The organism is Allomuricauda sp. F6463D (assembly GCF_023015965.1).
GTDB lineage: Bacteria > Bacteroidota > Bacteroidia > Flavobacteriales > Flavobacteriaceae > Flagellimonas.
Genome location: NZ_JALKAN010000002.1, coordinates 931774 through 957063, shown reverse-complemented (window position 1 = coordinate 957063; position 25290 = coordinate 931774). Strand labels below are relative to the sequence as shown.

General features: G+C 39.9%; 21 protein-coding genes. 9 read left to right on the top strand and 12 right to left on the bottom strand.

Annotated elements, in window-relative coordinates:
* The first annotated feature begins 2 nt into the window (after window positions 1-2).
* Window positions 3-899: a metallophosphoesterase gene (locus MWU56_RS12755; protein WP_247044922.1), complete on the top strand. Its 897-nt coding sequence runs from the start codon at window positions 3-5 to the stop codon at window positions 897-899.
* Here MWU56_RS12755 and MWU56_RS12750 read toward each other — a convergent pair.
* Window positions 896-2155: an aminotransferase class V-fold PLP-dependent enzyme gene (locus MWU56_RS12750; RefSeq protein ID WP_247044921.1), complete on the bottom strand. Its 1260-nt coding sequence runs from the start codon at window positions 2153-2155 to the stop codon at window positions 896-898. The genes MWU56_RS12755 and MWU56_RS12750 overlap by 4 nt on opposite strands.
* 79 nt (window positions 2156-2234) lie before the next feature.
* On the opposite strand from MWU56_RS12750, the gene MWU56_RS12745 reads away from it, so the two are divergent.
* From MWU56_RS12745 to MWU56_RS12735, 3 genes are all read left to right on the top strand, one after another.
* Window positions 2235-3398, top strand: coding sequence for a helix-turn-helix domain-containing protein (locus MWU56_RS12745; RefSeq protein WP_247044920.1), 1164 nt, complete (start codon window positions 2235-2237; stop codon window positions 3396-3398).
* Between the two features lie 90 nt (window positions 3399-3488).
* Window positions 3489-4631, top strand: a complete 1143-nt coding sequence (locus tag MWU56_RS12740) for an acyltransferase family protein (protein ID WP_247044918.1) — start codon at window positions 3489-3491, stop codon at window positions 4629-4631.
* 118 nt (window positions 4632-4749) lie between these two features.
* Window positions 4750-5373 (top strand): hypothetical protein, encoded by a 624-nt coding sequence (locus MWU56_RS12735; protein ID WP_247044917.1) that lies wholly within the window; start codon window positions 4750-4752, stop codon window positions 5371-5373.
* A gap of 7 nt (window positions 5374-5380) precedes the next feature.
* On the opposite strand, the gene MWU56_RS12730 is transcribed toward MWU56_RS12735, so the two are convergent.
* On the bottom strand, window positions 5381-7549 hold the full coding sequence (locus MWU56_RS12730; protein ID WP_247044916.1) for an acylase: 2169 nt from the start codon (window positions 7547-7549) through the stop codon (window positions 5381-5383).
* Window positions 7550-7598: 49 nt separating this feature from the next.
* On the bottom strand, window positions 7599-8636 hold the full coding sequence (locus tag MWU56_RS12725) for a TPM domain-containing protein (protein WP_247044915.1): 1038 nt from the start codon (window positions 8634-8636) through the stop codon (window positions 7599-7601).
* 119 nt (window positions 8637-8755) lie between these two features.
* On the opposite strand from MWU56_RS12725, the gene MWU56_RS12720 reads away from it, so the two are divergent.
* Window positions 8756-10492 (top strand): ABC transporter ATP-binding protein, encoded by a 1737-nt coding sequence (locus MWU56_RS12720; RefSeq protein ID WP_247044914.1) that lies wholly within the window; start codon window positions 8756-8758, stop codon window positions 10490-10492.
* On the opposite strand, the gene MWU56_RS12715 is transcribed toward MWU56_RS12720, so the two are convergent.
* The 4 genes from MWU56_RS12715 to MWU56_RS12700 form a co-directional block, all read right to left on the bottom strand.
* Window positions 10489-10821 (bottom strand): 2Fe-2S iron-sulfur cluster-binding protein, encoded by a 333-nt coding sequence (locus MWU56_RS12715; protein WP_247044913.1) that lies wholly within the window; start codon window positions 10819-10821, stop codon window positions 10489-10491. The genes MWU56_RS12720 and MWU56_RS12715 overlap by 4 nt on opposite strands.
* Before the next feature lie 57 nt (window positions 10822-10878).
* Complete coding sequence (locus MWU56_RS12710) at window positions 10879-11937, bottom strand: NAD(P)/FAD-dependent oxidoreductase (RefSeq protein ID WP_247044912.1); 1059 nt, start codon at window positions 11935-11937, stop codon at window positions 10879-10881.
* A 63-nt stretch (window positions 11938-12000) separates the two neighbouring features.
* Window positions 12001-12237, bottom strand: a complete 237-nt coding sequence (locus MWU56_RS12705; protein WP_119607701.1) for a NifU family protein — start codon at window positions 12235-12237, stop codon at window positions 12001-12003.
* A gap of 11 nt (window positions 12238-12248) precedes the next feature.
* A complete protein-coding gene (locus MWU56_RS12700) occupies window positions 12249-13388 on the bottom strand; it encodes an Mrp/NBP35 family ATP-binding protein (protein ID WP_247044910.1) in 1140 nt (379 codons plus the stop codon).
* 209 nt (window positions 13389-13597) lie between these two features.
* Between MWU56_RS12700 and MWU56_RS12695 the strand changes: the two genes are divergently transcribed.
* A complete protein-coding gene (locus MWU56_RS12695) occupies window positions 13598-15259 on the top strand; it encodes an amidase (RefSeq protein WP_247044908.1) in 1662 nt (553 codons plus the stop codon).
* Here MWU56_RS12695 and MWU56_RS12690 read toward each other — a convergent pair whose 3' ends face one another.
* From MWU56_RS12690 to trmB, 3 genes are read right to left on the bottom strand one after another with little or no spacing between them, the layout of a single operon-like run.
* Complete coding sequence (locus MWU56_RS12690) at window positions 15260-15583, bottom strand: MGMT family protein (RefSeq protein ID WP_247044906.1); 324 nt, start codon at window positions 15581-15583, stop codon at window positions 15260-15262. It lies immediately after the preceding gene.
* Between the two features lies 1 nt (window position 15584).
* Window positions 15585-16220, bottom strand: coding sequence for a LysE family transporter (locus MWU56_RS12685; protein ID WP_247044905.1), 636 nt, complete (start codon window positions 16218-16220; stop codon window positions 15585-15587).
* A 3-nt stretch (window positions 16221-16223) separates the two neighbouring features.
* Complete coding sequence (gene trmB, locus MWU56_RS12680; RefSeq protein WP_247044904.1) at window positions 16224-16892, bottom strand: tRNA (guanosine(46)-N7)-methyltransferase TrmB; 669 nt, start codon at window positions 16890-16892, stop codon at window positions 16224-16226.
* 85 nt (window positions 16893-16977) lie between these two features.
* Between trmB and MWU56_RS12675 the strand changes: the two genes are divergently transcribed.
* Window positions 16978-18090, top strand: coding sequence for a glycosyltransferase (locus MWU56_RS12675; RefSeq protein WP_247044903.1), 1113 nt, complete (start codon window positions 16978-16980; stop codon window positions 18088-18090).
* On the opposite strand, the gene MWU56_RS12670 is transcribed toward MWU56_RS12675, so the two are convergent.
* Together MWU56_RS12670 and MWU56_RS12665 are read right to left on the bottom strand one after the other, a co-directional pair.
* Complete coding sequence (locus MWU56_RS12670) at window positions 17994-19070, bottom strand: sensor histidine kinase (protein WP_247044902.1); 1077 nt, start codon at window positions 19068-19070, stop codon at window positions 17994-17996. The genes MWU56_RS12675 and MWU56_RS12670 overlap by 97 nt on opposite strands.
* Window positions 19070-19756 (bottom strand): response regulator transcription factor, encoded by a 687-nt coding sequence (locus tag MWU56_RS12665; RefSeq protein ID WP_247044901.1) that lies wholly within the window; start codon window positions 19754-19756, stop codon window positions 19070-19072. Before MWU56_RS12665 ends, MWU56_RS12670 begins: the two co-directional genes overlap by 1 nt.
* A 217-nt stretch (window positions 19757-19973) precedes the next feature.
* On the opposite strand from MWU56_RS12665, the gene MWU56_RS12660 reads away from it, so the two are divergent.
* Together MWU56_RS12660 and MWU56_RS12655 are read left to right on the top strand one after the other, a co-directional pair.
* Entirely contained in the window at window positions 19974-22358 is a 2385-nt protein-coding gene (locus tag MWU56_RS12660; protein ID WP_247044900.1) for a hypothetical protein, read from the top strand.
* 99 nt (window positions 22359-22457) lie between these two features.
* The gene (locus tag MWU56_RS12655; protein WP_247044899.1) at window positions 22458-25277 is read left to right on the top strand and encodes a TonB-dependent receptor; all 2820 of its coding nucleotides are present in this window, start codon (window positions 22458-22460) and stop codon (window positions 25275-25277) included.
* Window positions 25278-25290 lie beyond the last annotated feature (13 nt).

Here is a 25290-nt window from a genome sequence, read left to right as displayed (position 1 = left end):
ACATGTCCTCTTCAAACCGGTTAGACAGAGCCTACCAAAACGCCAAAACCGTTTTGTTTGATGATCATTCAAAATTTATTTTTTTTAGTGATTGCCATAGGGGTGACAACAGTTTTGCAGACGACTTTGCCAACAATCGAAACATTTACTTTCATGCACTCAACCAATATTACCGTGAGGGTTTCCAGTATATTGAACTTGGAGACGGGGACGAACTGTGGGAAAACCTAAGTTTTGACGCTATTTTTGAGGCGCATAAAAATGTGTACCAACTACTGAGAAGGTTCCATTTGGAGAAACGGCTCCATATGCTTTGGGGAAATCACGATATGGTATATCAAGATCCGCAGTATGTGAACAAAAATCTTTCCCATTATTTTGAACCTATTGATGGATCGGACAAACAACTTTTTGAAGGCATCACCTATCACGAAGCACTTATTCTAAAGCATGCAGATACTGGCCAAGAAATTTTCTGTGTACATGGCCACCAAGCAGATTGGTGGAATTATGTGTGTTGGCGTATTGGCCGATTTTTAGTACGGGTTTTATGGAAACCGCTCCAAGTAGTGGGTATTGCAGACCCCACTAGTCCAGCCAAAAACTATAAAGAACTAATCCGTATTGAAAAACGTATTAAACGGTGGATTCTTAAAAAAAAGCTGCTCATTACCTTAACAGGGCACACCCATAGACCTCGTTTTCCCGAACCCGGCCAAATTCCATTTTTTAACGATGGGAGTTGTGTTCATCCACGAAGTATAACAGGTATTGAGATTGAAAACGGAAAAATCTCCCTCATCAAATGGTATATAGACACCAAACCTGATGGTACCCTTCAGATTGTACGGGTTTTATTGGAAGGACCTGAAAAGCTTCGTGATTATATAGACAACTAAGTTCGTTTTGCCATGGTCTTTATGGCATCCACAAAGTGGTCCAACTCATCCGTAGTGGTAAATACATTTGGTGTGATCCTACATCCATGGACATTTTCAAAATCTATGGCCACCGTCCAAACTTGGAACTCATCCAACAATGTTTTGGCCATTTCGGCAGGTTTCATGTTCACAAGGCCAACGTTGGCAATTCCACAACTCCTATGTGACTCAATCGGAGTATTGATCACCACATTTTCTACATTTCGTAATTGGTCGCTCCAATATCGTTGTAGATATCGCATTCGATTTTCCTTGCGTTCCATCCCGATCATTTCCAAATAATCCAAAGAATCATGTATGGTCAAATCCGTGTGCACGGGATGGGTTCCCGTGTGGTTCAACCTCCGTATTTTGGTTTCATCATCTTCGTGCTCCGCCAACAAAGGCCAAATTTTGGGAATATTTTTTTCGGCAACATATAGTACGCCTGCCCCTAAAGGGGCACATAACCACTTGTGCAAACTCGCGCCATAATAATCGCAGTCCAGCTCCGCCAAATCAACATTTATATGCCCCACACAATGTGCACCGTCCACCATTACCTCAACACCGTGTGAATGTGCCATGTCACAAATTTTTCTGACTGGTAGAATATGACCGGTAACGTTTACCATATGGCAAATCATCAACAACTTGGTCTTCGGTGTAATTTGGGACTCGTAAAGGGAAACAATTTCCTCGTCCGATTCAGGGTGATTGGGCAAGGATATTTTTTTACAAACAATACCGTAGCGTTTTTCCATTTGGTGAAAATGAACCTGCATTGCACCATAATCTTGAACCGCAAAAATCGCTTCGTCCCCTTTCTTCCATGGATACCCTCCTATAATCATATCCAAGGATTCAGTGGTGTTACGGGTTATGATCAATTCCTTATCGGAACAATTAACAAATGCTGCCATACGGGCTGCCACTTCTTTCTTGTTATCCCATTGCACGGTACGCATATAATAAGACCCCTGGTAGTTCACTTCTTTAATATGTTCGGTGTATTTGTTTAGAACCGGGGTGGGTACAATATTGTAATAACCACTTTCCAAGTTGATGTAATCAGGTTTCAATCGATAATCTTCTCTTATACGGGCCCAAAAAGCTTCACTGTCTTTATCGGGATAAGGGAATTCGTCAACAGGAATGTTCTCAAAGGTTATTGGAAAAAGTGGGGCTGCCATGGCTGCATTGCCCATATAGCGTAAGAACTGTCTCTTTTTCATTTTGATGATGGGTTGATTAAAAAAAGAATGGTATTTTTCGATATTACTTTGACTTCAAGATACAACATACCCAGAAAACATGGATAATGTAAAGGTCATATTTGATCAAATCTCCATTAGGCACGATCTTGCATCGCATATTATGCTCTTGGGCATTGTTCAAGGATTTTTCTTGGCCATTGTTATTTTTTTAAGGGCGAAACTAAAGTCGGCCATCAATTTGTTCGGTTGGTCCCTTTTGGTGCAATGTTTGGTTTTTTTGGATGTGTACCTCTGTTACACCGGGCTCATCAAATACATGATCCACTTAAACGATTCCACGGAGTTCTTCGTGCTTTTGATTACTCCTACCCTTTACTTTTTTCTGTACACTTTATTGGAACGAAAACCCATCACCTTCAAAAAACATTGGCCACATTTTGTATTGCCTATACTGTATGCTGTTTCCCAAACGAACTATTATTCAAGTCCTATCGAGGTGAAACTCAATGCCTATTTAGGTGCTTACCACAGAGAGTTGGGTTTTGTGGACGTTCCTGGAAACATGAATTACTCCTATCACCTCATTAAAAATCAGTTTAGATGGCTGGTACTGTTCAGTTTCGCTTTTTATCTTGTTTTGTCCCTTTTATTAGTGATAAAAACCAGAAAAAAAGGATGGATTCCTCCTAAAAACGTAAAAATGGACAAGTATGTTTTTTCCAGAAACACAGTCGTTGTTTTTTTGGTACTGTTGCTAAGCCTGTTTCTTATTTATATGAATTATGAGGATGACGGAGGAGACCATATTATTGGAATCATACAGACTGTGACTATTTTTATCACCTCCTTTTTTATCCTTTCGGAATCTCGATTTTTTGAAAAATCATGGATTGCAGATAAATATGAAACGTTAGCCAGCAATTCCATCGAATTTGATACCATAGATAACTTTGTGACGGAATCAAAATACTATTCCCATCAAGATGTATCGCTGAAAAACGTGGCAGAAAAACTGAATACCAATGGTAATACAGTCTCTAAATTGATCAACTCCAAAACTGGAAACAATTTCAACGACTATATCAACCAAAAACGAATTGCATTGGCACAGAAAAGGTTGATGGATGATGAATACAAGCATCTCACCGTGGAAGCTGTTGGACAATCCGTTGGATTCAAATCCAAATCTGCGTTTTACAATGCATTTAAAAAACATACAGGGCAATCCCCTTCCGCATTTATGAAGCAAAAAAGGGGGTAATTTCTCCATAATTGCAATTCAGGACGTTTCGCTAGCCCAAAAACAACTCCTTTTCATTGGCTCTGATCACCTTTAGGAAAAATTCTTAAGATGAAAACTACAATAAGACGTTACGATTTGGATTGGTTAAGGGTTATTGTATTTGGGCTACTTATACTTTACCACGTAGGGATGTTCTTTGTGCCATGGGGATGGCATGTAAAAAACAACGAAATTTATGATTGGCTCCGATGGCCTATGCTGTTCCTGAACCAATGGCGCTTGCCCATACTTTTTGTAATATCTGGCATGGGCACCTATTATGCTTTGGGAAAAAGAAGTATGGGCAAATTTGTTTGGGAACGTTTTCTCCGTTTAGGCATACCTTTAGTTGTTGGCATGATTTTAATCGTACCTCCACAAGTATATTTTGAAAGATTGGTCGAGGGTACATTCTCAGGTTCTTACTGGGAATATTTTACAACAATTGCTTTTGATGGAGTTTACCCCGAAGGAAATTTAAGTTGGCACCACCTTTGGTTTTTACCCTACCTCTTAGTTTTTTCATGGATTCAGGCTCCAATGTTTGTTTATTTGCGCAAACAAAATACCCGCTTTATTGACTGGGTAAAAGGGATAGTCCAAAAAACTTGGGGCATATATCTATTTGTGATTCCGCTGTATTTTGTAGAATCGCTGATCGAACCCTTTTTCGATATCACCCACGCTTTGGTAGATGATTGGTTCAATTTTATTTTCAGCATAATTCTCTTCTTTTATGGTTTTGTATTGATTGCTACGGGAGATGCGTTTTGGCAGGCATTGGCCAGAATAAAGAAAAAAGCGCTGGTTTTAGGAGTGATCGGATTTATAGGTCAAGTAATTATTTGGTTGTTTTTTGAAGACGGTTATGTAATCCACTTTAGCGAAGCACTGTTAAAAGTGGTCAACATTTGGTCGTGGATTTTAGTACTCTTCGCTTATGCTTCCCAATACCTCAACAAACCAAGTAAAAGACTTTCCTATGCAAACAGGGCAGTTTATCCCTTCTACATCCTTCACCAGACCATTACCGTAGGTATTGCCTACTATTTGAAGGATTTGGATTGGGGACTTTTTCCAAAGGCAATGATATTAATCGTGGGGACATTTGGCATTAGTTGGCTCATTTATGACCTGATAATTTTAAGAATCCGCATATTGCATCCACTTTTTGGTTTAAAAGGTAAAGCCAAAAAAAAGCCTGCCGATTAACGATTTAACTACAATTTATCATGTTGATGGCAAGGTATTTGCTAATTTTATAACAAGATACTTCCTTACTCTTGTTATGAAAAGACTGGTTTTTACCTTACTGGGAATAATTTTTGGAATGGCTATGACATTCGCGCAATCGTCGGACCTGCCCACAACACGACCTTTAAAAATAGGGGACAACAATAAGCTCGATGTAAAAGCAAGCAACCAAGGTACTTTACTTCGTATGCCATCAATTTTAGATGAAGACCTCACTTCGAAAAATGAAAAACCTGGCGTTAAAATGCTTCCAGACAGAGAACTTTTACAAGCCGGACATGATATGGTCATAGATCCCAAAGTGATTGAAAAAAAAGAAAAAGGCGCCAAAGAGCATTTTGGAGACCAATATTTAGGCGATTTTAAAACTACCGCCAAATTTGTGGGTATTGTAGCAAGGGATCATGAATTTGTAGATGGTGACAGAATAAAAATATACGTAAACGGGGAAGTCGCTGAATATAATCTTTTGCTCGGTGGGTCTTTTAAAGGCATCAATCTGGATTTGGTCAAAGGTTTCAACCGAATAGAGTTTGAAGCGCTCAACCAAGGTTCCTCTGGGCCAAACACTGCACAAGTAGTTGTTACCGACGATAAAGGGGTAGTTATACACAACAACCGATGGAACCTTTCCACTGGATCCAAGGCCAGCCTAATTATTATAAAAGAAGAGGATAGCGGCATAGAAAAAAGCAACTAGGCTATTTTCAATACTTCTCACCTGGCGAGTAAGTTACCTTTGCACGTTTCAACACATCTTCTTTGTAAAAGGCAGCATCTTTGAATTTCTTATCAGCATAGCGCTGCGCTTGATCATTAAAATGGGGTGATTCCGGGTCACCACTCTGACCTCCGGCCAACATCGTTTTCGCTTTTACTTTTTCTCCAAATTCCACTGCAGCTACAAAGCTGTTGCCCCTTGTACCATAAATCTTTTTGGTATTATTATCGTAACGAGCTCCGTAGGCAGCCAACGCTCCCCAAGTTCCACTGGCAAAACCGATTGGAATACTTGGTTTGGCATCATCAAAAGCTTGGCGGATGTCACCGTTTAAACGTTGGTAACGGTTGACCTCGCCCCAAGGCATTTTCCAAGTACCGAAATCAGTTTCCAATCTATCCAATGTTTCTTTTAAAAAGCTTAATTTTTTCTGATCGTCCCATTCATCACCCCAATATTCTACCCATTGCATGGAGTACATTCCCTCCGGCCTTTCCGCTTTGGAATAACAAAGCGTTCCGTAATAATGGGCCAAAGTCATAGCAATGGATTCCTTGGAAGTGGTAAAATTCCAATTCCTAAAAATATCAACAGCTTCCTTTAATTCAGGCGTCGGATTCAAATCATACGCTTTTACCAACCCTGGTATCAAGGCCTCAAAGGCGGGCAAGTATGGGTCGTGGGCCATTTCAATTAAGCTGTCCAATGTGTAACCGTTATTACCGGTCAATAATGAAATAGCATGAATGCCCCTAAAGTTTTCCTGATCCCTCGACATATATTTTGGAAAATCTTCCCGCTTTGGACTATACTCCAAAGCAGAGGTATATGGCGTAGAGTTACAATTTTGTATCCAACCATTTTCTGGGTTCAGCACTAAGATATTTTCATCAACGGTGTGCAAACCTTGCCAATCGGTGTTAGGATTACTTCCATCAACAGGTTTGGTATAATCAAAAATAGTATCTCTTTTTGGAACAAAATTGCCGTGGAAATAGGCAATGTTACCTCCCGCATCAGCGTAAACGGTATTGTTGGAGGAATTGGTTCGAATATCCATCATTTTTCTAAAACCATCATAGCCATCTTGCTTGGTTCGGATATAGGATTGCTCCAATGCTTTTACGGGCTCCCACATCATAGCGGAGGCCGTCCATTGGTCCCCTACCTGGTGGGTAATGGGCCCATGATGCGTTCGGTACATTGGGAATGTCTTTTCGCGTAAACTTTCTCCTTCTTTATATTTCAAGGTTACTTCGCTGGAATCCACTGGGCGTAATTCTTCACCAAATTGATAAAACAACTTTCCATCATTCTTAACAATCGTCTCTTTGAACTCATCCATGACATCGGTATAGGTTGAAGTATGCATCCAACCTGTTTTTTCGTTAAAACCTTGATACACAAAAAACTGTCCCCAAGTCACTGCACCATAAGCGTTCAAACCTTCTTCGCTTACCACGTGCACCTCTCCTCTAAAATAAAATGAAGTGTGTGGATTTATTAAAAGCATCGCATTCCCCGATTGCGTTAAATCCCCTGAAATGGCAATTCCATTAGAACCTTGTGGTTCGGCCATTTCGGCTTCTTTTTTGAGTTGAAGCGCTTCCATTTCTGGAATCTCCATGCCACTCTCATAAAAGCTTTTGATTTTTTGAGAGGAAATCCGTTCAATGTCCCCGCCAATGGAGCCTTCACTAAAATACATCGGCATCCAAGGCTCAAAACGGTCCAAAAGTTTAGGTTTCACCTCTGGATGTGTGTGTAAATAATAATTAATCCCATCGGCAAAGGCGTCGCATAGTTCTTTTAACCAATCGGGACTTTTTTCGTAATTGGCCTTAGCTTCTTCTTCGGTCATAAAAAGTTTTGCTCGCAAATCGCTGTACAGAGCATCTTCACCTTCAACTTCCGCTAAACGCCCTGTAGCCCAAATATAATTTCGTTCCACGCGGTTAAAATCATCCTCGCATTGTGCGTACAATAATCCAAAAACAGCATCTGCATCTGTTTTTCCGTAAATGTGGGGCACTCCAAAATCGTCCCGGATAATCGTAATTTTTTCAGCTTGAGCCTCCCATTGTTCTACTTCAGTTTGTGGATTTTCAGAACAAGAAAGGAATAAAAAAAGTGCAGCAAGTATAGAAATTCTCATTTCGAGACGGTTTAGTTAGTTTTGTGAAAATACATCAAATTCGAAAGAATTACCAACTTCCACTTGCTCCTCCTCCACCAGAACTACCTCCCCCACCGGAAAAACTACTGGAAGAACTTCCGCCAGAACTGGAACCAAAGGAGTGTGTGCCCGAAGCGGAAAAGGTTTTGCTGATATAACTTTTATCGGATTTAAAAAATGATAGCTTAAAGTCTTCTTTTCCGTTTCTTTTAATCTTAATAATAACCAACAGTAAAGTAATAACAACGAAAGCAGGAAAAACATACAGCATCCAGGTTAAATCATTAATCAAACGATTCAATAAATCCTCAAAACCAAGAAAAAGTAAAATAAATACAATGGGCACAGCCATGAAAACAATTCCGAACAACAACAGAAATAGCATCGAGGCAGCCATAAAAACCCCTCGAAAAACTGCTAATTTTCCAATGAAAATACCATGGAGTATTTCGATTACAGCTGTATACCCTTTATAAAAAGCAAATACCCCTGCAGTCATGAATATTATCAAGAATAGACCAATGATTACTTTTAACCACCAAGAAATTTTGCCTTCTGCCTCAATCACTTTATTGAATTCTGCCAATGCTTCTGGATCTTCCAAAAATTCAATGATTTGTTCCGTGGCAAGATCAATTCCTTCAAAGTAATCTTCCTCCTTAAACCGTGGAATCATTGTATTGCGGATAATTCGAGAAGCAACAGCATCCGTAATATATGACTCCAGTCCGTATCCGACCTCTATTCTGACTTCCCTGTCCAATTTGGAGAAAAGAAAAAGAATTCCATTATCCTTATCCTCCTGACCTAATTTATTCTGGTTGAAAACCTCAAGAGCATAATGCTCAATGGTTTCGTTTCCCAGTTCATTTATCGTCAAAACCACCACCTGATTTGTGGTCTCGGATTCAAACTGGTACAACTTAGCGCGAAGCCCTTCAAGCTGTGCTTCTGTAAATATTTTGGCATTATCGGTAACTATCTCGGTCAACTTCGGATAATTTTCCTGCGCAGTGCACAGCGAAAACATCAAGTATAAAAAAGCAAAACATTGTGCTTTAAGCATATTCCTTTCCTATTTCGAATATTTAAATATACCATTTGTATTCTTTCTAATTTCAATTGCTCTGGAATTAGACGTCCCCTTAATTTCCCGTAACTTGCAACTTTCTTTTAAAAATTACCATGCCCGAAAAAAAAGTAAGCATCCTCACCGCTTTTAAAACGATTATTTGGCCTAAAAGAAAGTTAGTTTTTTTGGGTCTATTTTTGATTGCCATAAGCAAAGCAGCCAGTTTTGTTGCTCCTATTGCATCCAGATACCTTATTGATGATGTTATCGTAAATAAAGATTTGGACATGCTCAACTATTTGGTTGCGGGCGTTATGTTGGCCATTTTAGTGCAAGCCGTCACTTCCTTTTTATTGACAAAAATTCTAAGTGTGCAGGCCCAATATTTAATTTCTGAACTAAGGGCTCAAGTGCAAAAAAAAGTACTTGCCCTTCCTGTCCGGTTTTTTGACAATGCGAAGTCGGGAGCCTTGGTATCCCGGATTATGTCCGATGTTGAAGGAGTTCGGAATTTAATAGGTACTGGTTTGGTACAATTGGTAGGTGGAGTAATAACGGCGGTTGTATCGCTTACCCTTCTCATGAGAATCAGTGTTTTTATGACGCTTTTTACCTTTATCCCACTCACCATATTTGCCATAATTGCATTAAAAGCCTTTAAAATAATTCGGCCGATTTTTAGGAGTCGTGGCAAAATAAATGCTGAAGTAAAAGGTAGATTGACCGAAACATTGGGCGGCATTAGAGTAATTAAGGGGTTTAATGCGGAAAAGCAGGAAGAGGAAGTTTTTGAAGGTGGTGTTGACCGCTTATATCAAAACGTAAAAAAGAGTTTGACGACCACCGCTTTTATGACGAGCTCCTCCACTTTTTTGCTTGGCGTAGCAACCACAAGTGTAATGGGTTTTGGCGGCTACAAAATAATTCAGGGCACACTTACAGTAGGGGAATTCGTAGAATTTACGGTGCTTTTGGGTCTTATGATTGCGCCGATTGTTCAAATGAGCAGCGTGGGCAGTCAATTGACCGAAGCGTTGGCGGGACTGGACCGTACCGAAGAATTAATGAATTTGGAAGAAGAGTCGGATGATGAAAATCGTAAAATTGTTTTGGATAATGTGGTTGGCAGAATGTCTTTTTCCGATGTCTGTTTTTCTTATGAAGAAGACAAGGAGATATTACACAACATTACTTTTGATGTAGAACCTGGACAGGTTATCGCCCTAGTAGGAAGCTCTGGTTCGGGAAAATCGACCATTGCGGGGCTGGCAGCTAGTTTTTTAAATCCTGATTCAGGAACCATCACCATTGATGGGCATGATCTTTCCAACGTGAACTTGAACAGTTTTAGACAACACTTGGGTGTAGTGCTGCAAGATGATTTTTTGTTTGAGGGCACTATTAGGGAAAATATACTTTTTCCTCGCCCCAATGCGAGTGAAGAAAAATTACAAGAAGCAATAAAAGCAGCTTATGTAGATGAGTTTACCAACCGTTTTGATAAAGGTTTGGACACTTTGATCGGGGAACGTGGCGTAAAATTATCTGGTGGCCAACGACAGCGAATTGCCATTGCAAGAGCTATTTTAGCGGACCCAAAAATCTTGGTTTTGGACGAGGCAACCTCCAGCTTGGATACGGAATCCGAAGCATTGATTCAGAAAAGTTTGGGTGAGCTTACCAAAGGTAGAACAACCTTTGTGATAGCACATAGATTAAGTACCATTCGCAAAGCTGATCAAATCTTGGTAATAGAAAATGGGCATATTTTAGAACAAGGGTCCCACGAAAACTTAATTGCTTCGGAAGGAAGGTACTATAACCTATTTACCTATCAAGCAAGAATTTAATCTTCGGCAGGTGCCAACTCCACTTCCAGACCATCCAAGTCCTCTGTGATATGGATTTGACAACCCAATCGGCTGTTATCCTCCACAAAAAAGGCTTCGGCCAACATCGCCTCTTCATCATCCGATTTTTCAGGAAGTTGATGGTCGGATTTCACGTAGCATTGGCAAGAGGCACACATCGCCATGCCTCCACAAATTCCTATGGTTCCTTCTGGTGCAAGTTCGTAGGAACGCACTACCTCCATCAGGTTCATGTTCATATCAGTTGGGGCGTCTACTTCGTGTAGTTCGCCGTCTCGGTCTATAATCTTTAACTTGATATCGCTCATTATATTTCTAAGGAAGTAGGAATTAGTGGTTAGTTATAAGCTGGTTTTCATTGGTATTTAGTCGATAGCTTTTACAACTGCTTTCGGCGCTTCTTTTTTACTCCCATCAAACCCGGTTACACCACCAACGGTAGTATATTTCATTACGTATTTTTTATCTGGGAATATCTTCTGATAAGCACTTTGGCACATTAAGGTAGCTTCATGAAAACCACACAAAATCAATTTTAGCTTACCTGGATAGGTATTGACATCACCAATGGCATATATACCGGGAATATTGGTCTGATAATCCAATGTATTATCCACTTTGATGGCATTTTTTTCTATCTCCAATCCCCAATTGGCAATTGGCCCTAACTTAGGTGAAAGTCCAAACAACGGGATAAAATTATCTACCTCTACATCGGTTAGGTCGGAGGTGGTTGTATTTTTTACCGTAACTTTCTCTAATTTGTTCTCACCCTTTAGGGCGACAACTTCTGCAGGGGTTATCAAATTAATTTTACCCTCATTTTTAAGCTGCTGTACTTTCTCAACAGAGTCCAAAGCACCTCTAAATTCATTTCTACGGTGCACCAAGGTAACCTCATCGGCAACATTTGCCAAAAAGATAGACCAGTCGAGAGCAGAATCACCGCCTCCAGCAATCAATACTTTTTTACCTCTGTAAATCTCGGGCTCCTTGATCATATAAGCCACTCCATTATCCTCATACTTTGCCAAATTCTCCAATAGTGGCTTTCTAGGCTCAAAACTACCCAGTCCCCCAGCAATAGCAACTATAGGGGCATGGTGTTTGGTTCCTTTATTGGTAGTGACCACAAAAGTCCCATCATCTAATTTATCAATGGTTTCGGCACGTTCTCCGAGCGTAAAACCAGGTTGGAACGGTTTGATCTGTTCCATCAAATTATCCACCAAATCTCCCGCCAAAACTTCGGGAAACCCTGGAATATCATAAATGGGTTTTTTTGGATAAATCTCAGCACATTGCCCACCTGGTTGTGGCAAAGCATCAATTAAATGGCATTTTAGTTTTAACAGACCTGCCTCAAAAACAGCAAAGAGACCCGTAGGTCCCGCTCCAATTATCAGAATATCGGTTTTGATCATAAAGTAAAAGTTTTGGCTTGCAACTTAAGACTTGCCCAAAAAAGGATTAATGATTTTTATCAGTTAACTGATATTGATGACCTCTTCAATTTGGGGCGCATATTTTTTTATTGTCATTTCCACACCGCTCTTCAAAGTCATTTGATTGACACTACATCCAATGCAGTTGCCTTCCAAACGCACCTTAACGGTATTGTCCTCTATGGATATCAAGGTAATATCTCCTCCATCGCTCTGCAAAAAAGGTCGTATCTCTTCCAACGCCTTTTCCACATTACTTTTTGTCTCTTCTGATGTCATTGTTGTCATGCTCATTTCTTTTTAACAGCTGCACAACCAGCCATTGTTGTAATCTTAATAGCTTCGGTCGGGGGGAGATCTGTATTTCTTCTCACCAACTCCTGAACCACATTTTTTGTAAGTTCTTCAAAGGCTTCTTCTGTTGGGGTAGCTGTCTGTAAAGCAGCAGGTCTTCCTACGTCACCGGCCTCCCTAATGCTCTGAACTAAAGGAATTTCTCCTAGAAATGGAACATCCAGATCTTCAGATAGGTTTTTTGCACCATGCTTGCCAAAAATGTGATATTTATTGTCTGGCAACTCCGCTGGTGTAAAATACGCCATATTCTCCACGATTCCCAATACAGGCACACTAATCGCTTCTTGTTGGAACATAGCAACTCCTTTTCTGGCATCGGCCAGCGCAATTTCTTGTGGGGTACTCACTACCACTGCACCTGTTACAGGCAAAGATTGCATAATGCTCAAATGTATATCTCCAGTACCGGGCGGTAAATCCAATAAAAGAAAATCGAGTTCACCCCAATGTGCATCAAAAATCATTTGATTCAATGCTTTAGCTGCCATAGGCCCCCTCCATATCACTGCTTGATTTGGCTCGGTGAAAAATCCGATGGAAAGTAACTTTACACCATAATTTTCGACAGGTTTCATTTTGGCTTTGCCATCCACGTTGATGGACAATGGCTTTTCTGCAGCCACATCGAACATAATAGGCATGGATGGCCCATAAATATCCGTATCCAAAAGCCCCACTTTAAAGCCCATTTTGGCCAATGTGACTGCTAAATTTGCGGTTACCGTAGATTTACCTACACCACCTTTACCTGATGCTACCGCAATTATATTTTGAATTCCGGGTATTGGGTTACCCTTTATCTGGTTCACTTTGGGTTTTGCAGGAGCATCAACCTTAAGGTTGATTTTTATTTTCGCCTTCTCGTATACCTCACTGTGAATGATTTTCAATATCTCTACCTCTGTCTTCTTTTTCGCCTGAAGACTGGGGTTTTTAATGGTGACATCTACTTCAACCTCATCTCCGAATACTTGCACATTGGTTACGGAACCGCTCTCTACTAAATTTTGGCCCTCGCCTGGAGCCGAAATCATTTCCAATGCCTTGAGAATGTCTGCTTTGTTCAACTTCATTAATCCAAATTTTGCAATCAGTTGTTTGAACTGATTCTAAACTACAAAGATACGATGTTGGTGTTAGATTTAGAATGTTGAACTGTTGAATTTTAAAAAAAATAACTTTTGATTTCTACCCAGAATTATAAATAAAGAACATAGATATTAGTGTTCATTTTTTTGAAAAAATGTAGTTTAGGAGTATCATTTCGAAATTCTCAACCAATATGCCAACTACAAACAGAATCTCTCTTTTTATTTTATTACTTATTTCCTTGATTTGGTTCTCTTGTTCCACCAACAAAAACACCTTTACCAAGAAAGATGTTAAAAAATCGGAAAAATTGATCGGTCTTCATTTTGCTAAGCAAGATATCGACACTCTTTATCCGTATTTAAAAAGGAATCGAAGTGGTTTTGATTCGTTACGAAAATATCCCATAGGGAATGATGTTTTTCCAGCAATCCGTTTTGACCCCACACCTTTTGGCTTCACCATGCCAGAGCAACAAAATGGGACTCAATGGAATATTCCGGATAATGTGGAAATACCTGAACCATACAACCTATTGGCATTTTATACGATCCCACAACTGGCATCACTCATCAAACATCAAAAAATAACCTCCACAGAGCTTACCAAGTTTTTCCTGGCGCGTTTAAAAAAATATCAACCTGCTCTGCAGTGCAGTATCAGCATTACCGATAGCTTGGCATTGGAACAAGCAAAAAAGGCCGATGAAGAAATTAAAAACGGTAACTATCGTGGGATTTTACATGGCATACCCTATGGCACCAAAGACCTTATGGCCGTCCCTGGATATCCGACCACATGGGGAGCAGCTCCATACAAGAGTCAAATGATCGAAGAAACCGCCACAGTTATAAAAAAATTGGAAGATGCAGGTGCTATTTTAGTGGCCAAATTGGTTTCCGGGGCATTGGCTCGTGGTGATGTTTGGTTTAATGGTAAAACAAAAAACCCATGGGACACTACCCAAGGAGCTAGTGGTTCTTCAGCGGGATCAGGTTCTGCAACTTCTGCAGGTCTTGTTCCATTTGCTTTGGGAACAGAAACTTTAGGCTCCATTACATCCCCAAGTACACGAAACGGGGTTACCGGTCTTCGACCAACATATGGACGTGTAAGTAGACATGGCGTAATGAGTTTGAGCTGGTCTATGGACAAAGTAGGCCCATTAGGAAGAAATGCAGAAGATTGCGCTATAGTATTCCAAACAATTCAAGGTAAAGACGAAAATGATCTAACAACGGTAGACCTTCCTTTTGGAGTTGATTGGAAAAAGGATATCAAACAATTGAAGGTTGCCTATTTAAAAAGCGATATTGAAAAAGATACAACAGCCTCCGGCGATAATCTCAGAAATGCGCTTAAATCACTTAAAAAAATAGGCATTGTACCTACCGCTGTGGACATGCCAAAAGATGTCCCTTACCGAGGTTTCGATATCATTCTCAGAGCAGAAGCTGGAGCCTTTTTTGATGAACTTGTACGTTCCAAAGGGGTAGATATAATGGTGGAACAAGACCGTAGGTCAAGAGCCAATTCATTGAGGCAAAGTAGATTTATACCCGCCGTGGAATATTTACAAGCTAATAGACAACGACAGGTCCTTATTCAAAAAATGGAAGATTTGATAAAGGATTACGATATATTGATATCCCCAACTTTTGGAAATGACCAACTTTTGGCGACCAATCTTACAGGGCATCCCGTAATTGCGGTCCCTACTGGGTTGGATAAGAAAAATCATCCAACAAGCATGACATTTGTGGGAAATCTGTATGATGAAGCAAGTATTTTATTATTGGCCAAAGCATTCCAAGACGAGACTTCGTTTGATGAATTGCATCCGCCAGGATATTGATCAAAGCTCTTTAGAAGGATCCCAAAAGTACTTTTTAAAATCAACGATTTGATTGTCCTTTACTAAAACGCCTTCATTTTCGAGGAGTTGTTGCATAATATTCGTACCATCAAAATGATGCTTTCCGGTTAACACGCCAACGCGGTTTACCACGCGGTGTGCGGGGACATCCTTGGCATGGGAATTGTTCATGGCCCAACCGACCATCCTAGCGCTTCGTGCGGCACCGAGATATTTGGCAATGGCCCCATAAGATGTGACTTTACCATAAGGAATTTGTTGGGCCACTTCGTACACTTTATCAAAGAAATTTTTTTCTTCCATCTTAACGGTACATTATCCGAATAAGTGTAATGATTAGCAACAGTAGCATTAAGCCACTTAATATATAGTTGGAATTCTTTGAGAAACGATTGGTCTTGGTCTCCATCTTATCAAAATAAAAGGTATAGAGGTACAGTACTGAAAATGTACCTGCCCCAGCAGCTACAACAAAGGTGGTAATATCCTTGGCCTCAAATTTGATCCAACCCGCCTCGTTCCACATAGCATTAAGGCCGCTATAGTATGGAATGGTCAATAAATTAAGTGCTGCCAACAAAATCCCTTTAAAAAAACTGTTTTTTTTACTAAGGTTAACCTCCTTTATGGCCTGAGTCTGGGTTTTGTTTCGTTTTGCCATAACAAAGAAGTAGATAGCGAAAAAGGCAAACACCGCTACAGCTATTTTAAACAAAATATCGATAACCTCTGGATTTCTGTATAAAAACTTAGAAATATAAACTGCGATATAGGCCTGTACCATAATAGTACTAGAAACTCCTAAGCTAAAAATAACCCCATTAAGCTTTCCTTTTTCAACGCTAACCTTTGCCGCATTCATATTTAGCAACCCGGGAGGCACCGTGGCCATAAAGGCTGCAGAAAAGGTGGCAAAAAAAAGAATAAGTACGTGGGTCATTGGTCAGGTTATCCTAAATTGGATGAAAGTGATTGGTTTTCCGTTTTCAAGATACTGATTTTCATAGAAAGTTTGGATTTCCAGAACTTCGGATGGGCTTCCCTCATTTTTATATACGTCGTGATTGGCATATAAAATTTCGTGCCCCAACCCTTGTATGATCCCGAGTGTATATCCATGCATGTACTCACTATCGGTCTTTAAATTTATAACCCCCTCCGGCTTAAGAATTTTTTTATAGCGTTCCAAAAATACGGGATTGGTCATCCTATGTTTTGTTCGTTTGTATTTTATCTGTGGGTCGGGAAAGGTAATCCAAATTTCGCTTACCTCATCCGCTCCAAAAAGATGATCCACCAGTTCAATTTGGGTGCGCAAAAAAGCTACGTTGCTTAATTCTTGCTCTATCGCAGTTTTTGCACCTCGCCAAAATCTTGCACCTTTTATATCTATCCCAATATAGTTTTTGTTTGGGTTTCTTTTAGCCAGACCCACGGTGTATTCACCTTTACCACAGCCAAGTTCCAAAACAATGGGATTATTATTCCCAAAAAAGCTTCCCCAATTGCCCTTATGCTCAAATCCAGCCAAAACATCCTCCCGTGTAGGCTGAACCACATTTCCAAATGTTTCATTCTCTTTAAACCTCTTGAGTTTGTTTTTACTTCCCACTTCCGAATTTTATTGCGCAAAAAATTAATGATTTCGCAAAACTAAGGAAATCTAAAAGTAATTCGCATTTTGTTTTTTTGATATTATGCAAAATTCCAAACGTATTTTGGTCGCCCCATTAAATTGGGGGCTGGGGCATGCCACAAGATGCATACCAATAATTCATGCATTGCTAGATCATGGACACATACCAATCATTGCTTCGGATGGGGTTGCGCTTTCTTTACTAAAAAAAGAGTTTCCTTATTTACCAGCTTTCGAATTACCGTCCTATAAAATTTCTTATGCCGAAAAAGGGAAGAATTTTAAACTAAAAATGATTTGGGATTCACCCAAAGTGTTCAAGGCAATTGCCAAAGAGAAAAAAATGGTGAAAAGATTAGTAAAAACACACGGCTTAGATGGAATTATTTCCGACAATAGGCTGGGTGCTTATTACAAAAAAGTCCCTTGTGTGTTCATTACGCATCAGCTTAATGTACTCTCTGGGAACACCACGTGGATGAGCTCCAAGGCACATCAAAATATCATAAAAAAGTTTGATGGTTGTTGGGTACCGGATGTAAAAGAAAAACCAAATTTATCAGGAAAGCTGGGGCATCTGAAAAATTCCAAATTGAACATTTCATATATCGGGCCTTTAAGTCGGTTTGAAAAAAAAGAACTGCCCAAAGTTCATGATTTAATGGTTTTGCTCTCCGGTCCTGAGCCGCAACGCACTATATTGGAAGAGAAATTACTGCTTGAATTACAAAATTTCAAAGGCAATATCCTCTTTGTGAAAGGCAAAATCGAAGATGTTCAAACACAAGAAGAAATCCATTTACCCAATGGAAAAATATTGATTTATAATTTTATGAAATCGATGGAACTGGAAAATGCCTTGAACCGAAGCACCAAAGTGCTATGCAGATCTGGATATACAACTATTATGGATCTTGCAAAATTGGAAAAAAAAGCATTTTTTATTCCAACCCCTGGTCAGTATGAACAGGAATATTTGGCCAAAAGAATGCAAAAACAAGGAATTGCTCCCTGTAGCAGGCAAGATACTTTTACTTTGGCGGATTTATCCCTGATGGATGATTATGATGGGTTGGCTCAATTTGAATCGGTAGCGGGTTTTTCGCTGTTGTTCGAAGTTTTTTCGAGGGTAAAGGAGAATTCTGAACCTACATCTAGTTCACTCTCCACATAGATTTTTTCGTCGTGAGCCTCCACAATGTGTTTAACAATGGCCAATCCAAGCCCGGATCCTCCCTCGCTTCGGCTTCCGCTCTGATCCACACGATAAAATCGTTCAAAAAGTCTAGGGATATGCTGCTTAGGTATTCCGGCACCATTGTCCGTAACCCTAACGATTACCTTGTTTTTAATCAAATTCTCCACACTTACCTCAGTTGTTCCCTTTGGCAGGCCATATTTTATGGAATTAACCAATAGGTTACTCATCACCTGTTGTATTTTTTCCTTGTCTCCATTTACATATATAGGGTCGGGGTAGTCCATATCAAAAGTGAGGGATATTTCCTTTTTGGCAGCTCCCATCTCCAAAAGGTCAAATGTGTTTTGAATAAGGTCAACGATATCGAAATCTTCTCGTTCCAGCTTTAGTTCACCTACTTCGAGCTTGGTTATTAAATCAAGGTCTTTTACGATATAAATTAAACGTTCCACCCCTTTATTGGCACGCTGAAGGTATTTTTTACGCAGTTTTTTATCCTTCATAGCTCCATCCAAAAGGGTTAAGATATAACCTTGGACCGTAAAGAGTGGGGTTTTTAATTCGTGGGACACGTTTCCTAAGAAATCCTTTCGATATTCCTCTCGTATTTTAAGGGTGTCTATTTCTATTTTTTTTCCTTCGGCAAACCTTTCTATTTCTTCAACCAAAGTTCTCATATCCGTAGTTACTGGTTTGGAAGAAAAAGTAGTAGATTCCAAAAGGGACACATCATCATATATTCTTTTGATTCGTCGATATATAAACCGTTCCACCCGAATTTGGATTATGGCAAAACATGTTACAAAACATATAATGGCAAAAAATATGGTATACAACCAATTAATAGATCCAATGTCCATATGAAATACAATGAACACGATTGTCATCAAAAGTGTAATAACTAGAGAGGACCTTATGGCAAACTTGTATGATTTTTTTAGCTTAATGGCCATTAGAGTACAAACTTATACCCCACGCCCTTAACAGTTTTAAAGTGATGATCTCCGATTTTCTCACGCAATTTTCTGATATGTACATCAATGGTTCGTCCTCCTACAACCACTTCGTTACCCCACACTTTGTCCAATATAACTTCGCGTTTAAAAACTTTATTGGGTTTAGAGGTCAATAGGGACAATAGTTCAAATTCTTTTCGTGGAAGAACCATTTCCTCTCCATTATTAACAATTTTATACTCTTCCCTATCAATGATGATATCGCCTACTTTAACAATATCCTCCACTTCTTTTTTATCATCCTTTAACCTTCTCAACAAAGCTTTTACTTTACTGACCAAAACCTTTGGTTTAATGGGTTTTGTAATATAATCATCGGCACCAGCATCAAATCCCGCCACTTGGGAATAATCTTCGCCACGTGCTGTTAGAAATGTAATTATGGTATTGTCTAGACCTGGGGTATTTCGGATAATCTCACATGCTTCTATACCATCCATCTCGGGCATCATAACATCCATGATTATAAGATGAGGGTTTTTCTTTTTCGCCTTGGCCACACCTTCGATACCATTTTTGGCAGTAAAGACTTCATACCCCTCAGCGGAAAGGTTATAGCTTATAATTTCCAGAATATCAGGTTCATCGTCAACCAGTAAAATCTTAATGTCCTTGTTTTTCATGGGATGGTATTTCTCTGTTAAACGCCCAAATGTAAAGATAATACACTTACGGTTTAAACGGTTAACATTGATTTAATCTAGTAACATTATTGTAACGAAACTGAAATAAACACTTAACATACAACTAACACGGCTTTTACAACCCCTCGCTTTATTTGCAACCAATAGCGGAGATTAAAATCTCTCAATTCAATTAAACGAAAAAAAACATACGATTATGAAAAAATTGATTTTTTCTTTTTTAACCATCGCTTCTTTTGCCGTGAGCTCTTGTAGTAGCGATGATAATGGTGGAACCACTACCGATGACGATTCATCATCAGATGATGATGCAGGTCAAACAGTAGAGGAAATCACAAAAGCAGGTTACATAACCGAGGATGAAACTTGGGAATCTGAAAACATTTATATTTTAGAAGGAAAAGTAATAGTAAGTGAAGATGTTACCCTTACTATTGAACCAGGAACCATAGTTAAAGGTGAGGAAGGACAAGAAACTCTTGCTTCTGCCCTTGTAGTTGACCAAGGTGGTAAATTGATTGCCGAAGGTTCTCCAAGCAGCCCTATTATCTTCACCTCTGTACTGGATGGTATTCAACCAGGAGAAACTACCGGTACATTGACTACTGCCGATACAGGACTTTGGGGTGGTGTGATTGTTTTGGGTAACGCACCCATTTCCGTAAACGGAGATATTGAAACTGCTCAAATAGAAGGCCTTCCTGCTGATGAGGATTATGGACAGTACGGTGGTACAGACATTGCGGACAACTCCGGGTCGCTAAAATATATTTCAATTCGTCACGGTGGTATCACCATCGGACAGGATAACGAAATCAATGGATTGACACTTGGTGGTGTAGGTAACGGTACTACTATTGACCATATCGAAGTTATTGCCAACCAAGATGATGGTATAGAATGGTTCGGTGGGTCTGTAAATGTTACCAACGCACTAGTATGGGCACAAGGGGATGACGGTTTTGATGCCGATCAAGCTTGGTCAGGAACATTGAGCAATGGTGTAGTTGTTATGTCTTCCGAATCAGGTTCAGCTCTTGAGCTCGATGGTCCAGAAGGAAGTGTTGCCACAGAAGGAGGTTTTACTTTAGAGAACATTACTCTTATCGGAGCTGGAACTTCCAGTAAGTATGCAGACCTTAGAGATGGTTTAATCGCTGATTTGAACAATGTGTTCGCTTACGGTTTCGGAACCGATGCCACTGTGAACATCTCTGGTGCGGATTCTGCAACTGAACTTACAAACGATAGAATCACATTCTCCGATTGGGAAATCGTATTACCAGAAGGCCTTGTAATGGCTGATATTTTTGCAGGAGACTTTACTGAAGGTGACGAAAACAAATTTTTGGACAACGCCATGGCAGTTGGATCTGGTAGTGTAGGTGCAGATATGAATGTCTTTAGTTGGACTTTAGCTGCTTCGGAGGATGCAATCCCTGCAGAACCTCTAGGAACTACAATTACAAAAACAGGTATTCTTACTGTTGATGAAACATGGACCGCGGATAACATCTATATCTTGGATGGAAAGGTAGTTGTGGATGATCAAGTAACCTTGACCATTGAGGCAGGTACTATTATTAAAGGAGCAGAAGGACAAGAAACTCTTGCTTCTGCCCTTGTAGTTGACCAAGGTGGTACATTGATAGCAGAAGGTACTGCTACTAGCCCTATTATTTTCACCTCTGTGCTTGATGGTATTGAACAAGGACAAACTACCGGTACATTAACCACTGCCGATACAGGTCTTTGGGGAGGTATAATTGTATTGGGTAATGCTCCTATCTCTGTAAACGGAGATATTGAAACTGCTCAAATTGAGGGAATCCCTGCAGATGAGTCCTACGGACAGTACGGTGGCACTGACCCAGCGGATGACTCTGGATCCCTAAAATATATTTCCATCCGTCATGGTGGTATCACTATTGGACAGGATAACGAAATCAATGGATTAACACTTGGTGGTGTAGGTACTGGTACAACTATAGATCATATCGAAGTTGTTGCCAACCAAGATGATGGTATAGAATGGTTCGGAGGAACTGTAAATGTTACCAACGCATTGGTATGGGCACAAGGCGATGACGGTTTTGATGCCGACCAAGCCTGGACAGGTTCCATGACCAACGGTGTAGTAATTATGACTTCAGAATCTGGTTCAGCTCTTGAACTTGATGGTCCAGAAGGAAGTGCTGCTACTGAGGGTGGTTACATTTTTGAGGACATCACACTAATTGGCGCAGGTACCTCTAGCTATTACGCTGACCTAAGAGACGGCCTAATTGCCGATTTAAACAATGTATTGGCGTACGGATTTGGTGCTGATGCTACAGTAAATATTAATGGTGCTGACTCTGCCACTGAACTTGCCAACGATAGAATCACTTTTTCTAACTGGGAAATTGTATTGCCAGAGAGTGTTCTTTTGACTGACATCATAGGTGGAGATCTTGTTCTTGCCGATGCCAGCAAATTCAATGATAATGCTTCAAGTATTGATTCAGCCGATGATGCAACTGTAGGTGCGGATTTATCCGTGTTCACTTGGACTTTTGCATCCTCTGAAGAGGCATTGTAAAACCTAAGTAAATACTCAAAATTACATAATGTCCAAAGGCTCTTTTTAAAGGCCTTTGGACAATTTTATTAAATAAAAATTGCTACTTAAATCAACGAAATGCTAAAAAATATTCTTTTGGCGACCACCTTGTTTCTTGCACAATGGTGTTTTGCCCAAACCGGGACCATTAGTGGTAAAATTATGGATGGTGAGTTCAACGATGTACTCCCTTTCGCCAACGTAATGATAAAAGGAACCACTATTGGAGCCACTTCAGATTTTGATGGGGCCTACTCCTTGGAAGTAGAGCCAGGAACCTACACCGTTTCCTTCTCTTTCCTTGGATACACTACACAGGAAGTAACAGGTGTTGTTGCAGGGGAAAATCAAACAGTAAGTGTTAATGCAACCCTACAGCCTGCAGCTTCACAATTGGATGAAGTTGTTCTTACCACAACAGTAAGGAAAAATACAGAAGCTTCCGTTTTAAACCTTCAGAAAAACTCAGTCACGCTTATGGATGGCCTCTCTCTGGAGTCCATCAAAGCATCTGGAGCCAGTAATATTGCCTCTGCAATAAAAAGGGTTCCGGGGGTATCGGTCCAAGAAGGCAAGTACGTATATGTTAGAGGGCTTGGAGACCGTTACACTAAATCCATTTTAAACGGAATGGATATCCCAGGATTGGATCCAGACAAAAACACGGTCCAAATGGATATTTTTCCTACCAATATTTTGGAAAATGTAATTGTATTGAAATCAGCTTCCGCTGAATTGCCCGCAGACTTTACCGGAGGTGTGGTAAATATTGTCACCAAAGATTTCCCCACCCAAAAGCAAATGTCCTTTTCTGCATCCATGGGATACAACCCAAATATGCACTTTCAAGACAACTACTTAAGCTACAACGGTGGTGGTACAGATTTCTTAGGTTTTGATGATGGCACAAGAGAACTGCCTATTTCACCAAACGCTGATGTTCCGAGTCCATCCAATCAACAGGACAACGATAAGCTAGAAGGCATCACACGTTCTTTTGACCCAACTATGGCGGCAGAGCAACAAAATTCAAGGCCAGATTTTAGTTTAGGCTTCAGCTATGGAAACCAATTTGATGTAGGCGAAAACAAATTAGGCTTTATTGCTTCTCTTGATTATAAAAATACAACAACATTTTATGATGGTTTTGAAAACGGTATTTATCAAAAAGCACCGGAAAGCGATATCTACGACCTACGTTTCGACAGAAGACAGCGCGGTGACCTGGGCACCAACAATGTGTTGGCATCTGCTCTAGCGGGGCTCTCCTACAAAACTGGAAAGTCAAAATATCGATTGAACCTTTTACATATTCAAAATGGAGAATCGCAAGCTGCATTATTTGAGCAACGCACAGAAATTTCCAATGCCATAGATGTAATCAAGGACAACTTGGAGTATTCCGAAAGGGCAGTTTCCAATCTATTGCTTTCAGGAAAACACACCTCAGAAAATGCTTCTTTTGTGACCGAATGGAGTATTTCTCCAACCCTGACTAACGTTCAGGACAAAGATGTGAGATTAACCACTTTTATAATAAACCCAGATACTTACACTATTAGTTCAGATGCAGGTTTCCCCACCCGGTTATGGCGTGACCTCGAAGAAGTAAATGCGGTGGCAAAACTTGATTTTTCCAAAAACTATACGCTGTTCGGGAATAAATCCATATTCAAATTTGGAGGTCTTTACAGCTATAAACAAAGGGACTATAGCATTTATAATTATAACATCGCATTTTTCAATTATACAACTGCTGATTTGGACGGAGATCCCAATGCTATATTGGCAGATGAAACTATTTGGACAACAGAAAACAATTCTGGTTCCTACGTTAGAGGTAATTTTCAACCCGCCAACAGTTTTGATTCCGAGCAGAACACCATGGCATTCTATGTGTCCAACGAGTTTAAGTTTGCAGATAAATTCAGGGCCATTCTAGGATTAAGAGCAGAACAGTTTACTACATACTTTACGGGTCAGAACAATTCTGGAACTGAAGTGTACGATAATGAAAAAACCATAGACGTATTGGATTTTTTCCCCTCTGCCAATTTAATTTATGAGTTTAAAGAAAATACCAACTTTAGGCTTTCTTATTCCAGAACAACGGCACGACCAAGTTTTAAAGAGCTATCCATAGTCCAAATCCCGGATTTATTAACTGGGATTCTCTTTCTTGGTAACCTAGATCTTCAGCCGACCTATGTTGATAATTTTGATTTTAGGTTCGAGGTATTTGGAGATAAAGCGCAAATGGTGGCAATCAGTAGCTTTTATAAAAAGTTTACAGATCCCATAGAAATCGTTGCATACGACATTACCGCTCCAAACCAGTTTACACCTCGCAATGCTCCATCTGCTACCGTATTCGGTGTTGAGCTGGAAGCAAGAAAAAACTTTGGATTTATTTCTGAAGGTCTGGAAAATCTAAGTGTAAACCTCAACCTGTCCATAATTGATTCAAAGATTGATATGGCGAGAGGTGAAAATCAAGAATATGAGTCCCGACAAATTTTCGCAAGGGATGGAGAAACCATTGAAGACAGTAGGCAATTACAAGGCCAGTCCCCATTTTTAATCAATGCTGGTTTAAATTACGACAATACGGAAAAAGGGCTCGAAACAGGTATTTTTTACAATGTTCAGGGAAAAACCTTGGAAGTAGTTGGTTTTGGTCAAAACCCAGATGTATTTACACAACCATTTCACGGTCTAAATTTCAATTTTTCCAAAACAATTGGAAAAGAACAACGGTCTAAAATTAGTTTCAAGGCCAATAACCTTCTTAATGATAACCGTGAAAGTCTCTATGAATCTTATGGGGCCACAAAGCAAAACTTTTCATTTAGGGAACCTGGTGTCTCTATTTCTTTGGGCTATAGTTTAACCTTTTAGTTTAACCCCATTA